Source organism: Ruegeria sp. AL1 (assembly GCF_056540905.1).
On sequence record NZ_JBQFXP010000031.1, the window covers coordinates 1 to 3834 of the forward strand.

3 protein-coding genes are annotated in these 3834 nt (G+C 62.5%); all 3 read left to right on the forward strand.

The window, feature by feature from the left end; genetic code table 11:
- On the forward strand, nt 1–474 hold a 474-nt coding region (locus tag ACRZ9X_RS22335), incomplete at its 5' end, for a (2Fe-2S)-binding protein (RefSeq protein ID WP_480522296.1).
- Between the two features lie 51 nt (nt 475–525).
- Entirely contained in the window at nt 526–2886 is a 2361-nt protein-coding gene (locus tag ACRZ9X_RS22340) for a xanthine dehydrogenase family protein molybdopterin-binding subunit (protein WP_480522297.1), read from the forward strand.
- Between the two features lie 101 nt (nt 2887–2987).
- Nucleotides 2988–3779: an FAD binding domain-containing protein gene (locus ACRZ9X_RS22345; RefSeq protein ID WP_480522298.1), complete on the forward strand. Its 792-nt coding sequence runs from the start codon at nt 2988–2990 to the stop codon at nt 3777–3779.
- Nucleotides 3780–3834: the final 55 nt, after the last annotated feature.

Sequence of the window (3834 nt, forward strand, 5' to 3'; positions counted from 1 at the left end):
TCTATGACTGTGAACGGATTATCTGTGAGCGGTGATGTTGAGGGTCGGACGTTATTGTCTGGATTTTTGCGTGATCAATTGGGTTTGACGGGGACGCATGTTGGGTGTGACACGGCGCAATGTGGGGCCTGTGTTGTGCATGTGGATGGTCAGGCTGTGAAGTCTTGTAACATGCTGGCGGTTGAGGCGGATGGGGCCGAGGTTGGCACGATTGAGGGTCAGGCGGCTGAGGATGGGTCTCTGAATACGATCCAACAGGCGTTTCAGGATCATCATGGCCTGCAATGCGGGTTCTGCACGCCGGGTATGGTGATGAGTGCGGCGGCTTTGCTGAAGGACAATCCGCGCCCGACGGAGGCTGAGATCCGCAAGTATCTGGAAGGCAATCTGTGCCGGTGCACGGGCTATCATAACATCGTCAAGGCGATCCTGGCCGCATCCGGCCAAGACGTTGGTCAAATCGCCGCCGAGTGAGGCGGGCGAGAATTTTCGACGAAAATTCTTTTCCAGGGAGGAGAACAAGCAATGCCCAAAGACAGTGGCATCGGAGCCAGTTCCAAGCGGCGCGAGGACGTGCGCTTTCTGACCGGAGCGGGCAACTATACCGACGACATCAACGTGGCCGGACAGGCCTATGTGCATTTTCTGCGCTCGGATATCGCGCATGGCCGGATCACCAGCCTTGATACCTCGGCGGCGGCAGCCATGCCCGGCGTGGTCAAGGTGTTCACCGGCAAGGACTTTGAAGGCGTGGGCGGCATGCCCTGCGGCTGGGAGGTGACGGACAAGCACGGCGCGCCGATGCAGGAGCCTCCGCACCCCATTCTGGCGCAAGGCAAGGTGCGCCATGTGGGCGATCCCATTGCCGCCGTTGTGGCCGACAGCCTGGAACAGGCGCGCGATGCGGCCGAGGCGATCGAGGTGGACATCGAAGAACTGCCCGCAGTGATCGACATGAAGGCCGCGGCGCAAGAGGGCGCGACGCTGGTTCATGACGATCTGAAGAACAATATCTGCTATGACTGGCAGCTGGGCGAGGCCGATGACGCCAAGGTTAACGAGGTCTTCGCCAATGCGGCCCATGTGACCACGCTGGATCTGGTGAACAACCGTTTGGTCGCCAACCCGATGGAACCGCGCGTGGCGGTGGGTGAGTACAAGCGCGGGACGGATGAGTACACGCTTTATACCACCTCGCAGAACCCGCATGTGATCCGCCTGCTGATGTGCGCCTTTGTTCTGGGCCTGCCCGAACACAAGGTCCGCGTGGTGGCCCCGGATGTGGGCGGCGGCTTTGGCACCAAGATTTTCCACTATGCGGAAGAGGCGTTCTGTACCTTCGCCGCCAAGGCCTGCAACCGGCCTGTGAAGTGGACGTCCAGCCGGTCCGAGGCGTTCATGTCGGATGCTCATGGCCGCGACCATGTCAGCAAAATCGAACTGGCGCTGGATGCGGACAATAACTTCATCGGGTTGCGGACCAACACCTACGCAAACCTTGGCGCGTATCTGTCGACCTTCTCCAGCTCCGTGCCCACATGGCTGCACGGCACGCTGATGGCGGGCAACTACAAGACGCCGGTCATTCAGGTGAATGTGAAGGCGATGTTCACCAACACGGTGCCGGTGGATGCCTATCGCGGCGCGGGCCGACCCGAGGCGACGTTTCAGCTGGAACGCGTGGTGGACAAGGCCGCGCGCGAGCTGGGCGTCGATCCGATTGCGCTGCGCCGTCAGAACTTTGTCACCCAGTTTCCCTATGACACGCCGGTGGCGCTGACCTATGACACCGGGGATTACAACGGGACCATGGACAAGCTGGAGGCCGCTGCCGATCTGGCAGGCTTTGCCGCGCGCCGTGCGGCAAGCGAGGCCAAGGGCAAGCTGCGGGGCCTGGGCATCAACTGCTATATCGAGGCCTGTGGCATTGCGCCCTCGAACATCGTTGGCATGCTAGGGGCCCGGGCGGGTCTTTATGATGCGGCAACCGTGCGGGTGAACGCCACCGGATCGATCAGCGTCATGGTGGGGGCACACAGCCACGGACAGGGGCACGAGACCGCCTTTCCGCAGGTTGTGGCCGACATGATCGGCATCGATGAATCGATGGTCGAGATCGTGCATGGCGACACCTCGAAGATCCCGTTTGGCATGGGCACCTATGGCTCGCGCTCACTGGCGGTCTGTGGCTCGGCCATGGTGAAGGCCACCGAGAAGGTGATCGACAAGGCCAAGAAGATCGCCGCCCACCTGCTGGAAGCGTCCGAGGCCGATATCGAGCTGAAGGACGGTCAGTTCAGCGTTGCGGGCACCGACAAGTCGGTGGCCTGGGGCGATGTGACCCTGACGGCCTATGTGCCGCATAACTTCCCGCTGGAGGTCGAGCCGGGGCTGGAGGAGACCGCGTTTTACGACCCGGCCAACTTCACCTTCCCCTCGGGCGCCTATGCCTGCGAGGTCGAGGTCGATCCCGAGACCGGTCAGGTCAGTATCGAAGCCTTCACGGCGGCGGATGACTTCGGCAACATCGTCAATCCGATGATCGTGGATGGTCAGGTGCATGGCGGTATCGGTCAGGGCATCGGTCAGGCGCTGCTGGAGAACTGCGCCTATGACGAGAATGGCCAGCTGCTGAGCGCGTCGTTCATGGATTACGCCATGCCGCGCGCCGATGATGTGCCCTTCTACGGCGTGGATCATTCCAGCCAGACGCCGTGCACGCATAACCCGTTGGGGGTGAAGGGCTGTGGTGAGGCCGGGGCCATTGGCTCGCCGCCTGCGGTGGTCAATGCGGTGCTGGATGCGCTGAATTCGGGCGGCAAGGCGGTGGATCACATCGACATGCCGGTGAGCCCGTCGCGCGTCTGGGCGGCGATGAACAGCTGAGTTGGAGAGGTTGGGGTGCGAGGGGCCAGCCCCTCGCGCTCCCCGGGATATTTATAGCCAGATGAAGAACGGATCCGTGTTCTTCGGAAAGGAAATGCGAAATGTACAGTTTCGAGTTTGAGAAGCCCTCGAGCATTGCGGATGCGGTTGCTGCGCTGGGGGCTGAGGATGCGCAGGCGTTGGGGGGTGGTCAGACGCTGATCCCGACGCTGAAGCAGCGGCTGGCGGCGCCGTCGGTGCTGGTCAGTGTGAGCGGGATTGCCGAGATGACCGGGGTTTGTGTCGAGGATGACGGCGCGGTCTCGGTGGGTGGGGCGACGACCCATGCGACGGTGGCGCGCGAGGCGGCGGGGTCGTACCCGGCGCTGGCGGCTTTGGCGGGGCAGATTGGTGATCCGGCGGTGCGCAATCGCGGCACCATTGGCGGCTCGGTGGCCAATAATGATCCGGCGGCCTGTTATCCGGCGGGTGTGTTGGGTTCGGGCGCGACCATCGTGACCAACAAGCGCGAGATTGCGGCGGATGATTTCTTTGAGGGCATGTTCGCGACCGCGCTGGACGAGGGTGAGATCATCACCTGGGTCCGCTTCCCGGTGCCGCAGGCGGCGAGCTATCAGAAGTTTCTGCAGCCCGCATCCCGCTTTGCGCTGGTGGGCGTTTACGTGGCGCGGTTCGCGGATGGCGTGCGCGTGGCCGTCACCGGCGCCAGCGAGGATGGCGTGTTCCGCTGGTCCGAGGCCGAGACGGCGTTGAACACCGAATTCCGCGCCGATGCGCTGATGGATCTGCGGATCAACCCGGCCAACATGATCGGTGATCTGCATGGCAGCAAGGACTATCGCGCACATCTGGTCAGCGTCATGACAAAACGCGCCGTCAACGCCTGTACCTGATACACCGCAAAACAAAGCGGGAAACACACATGCCCCCGGCACAAAACGCCGGGGG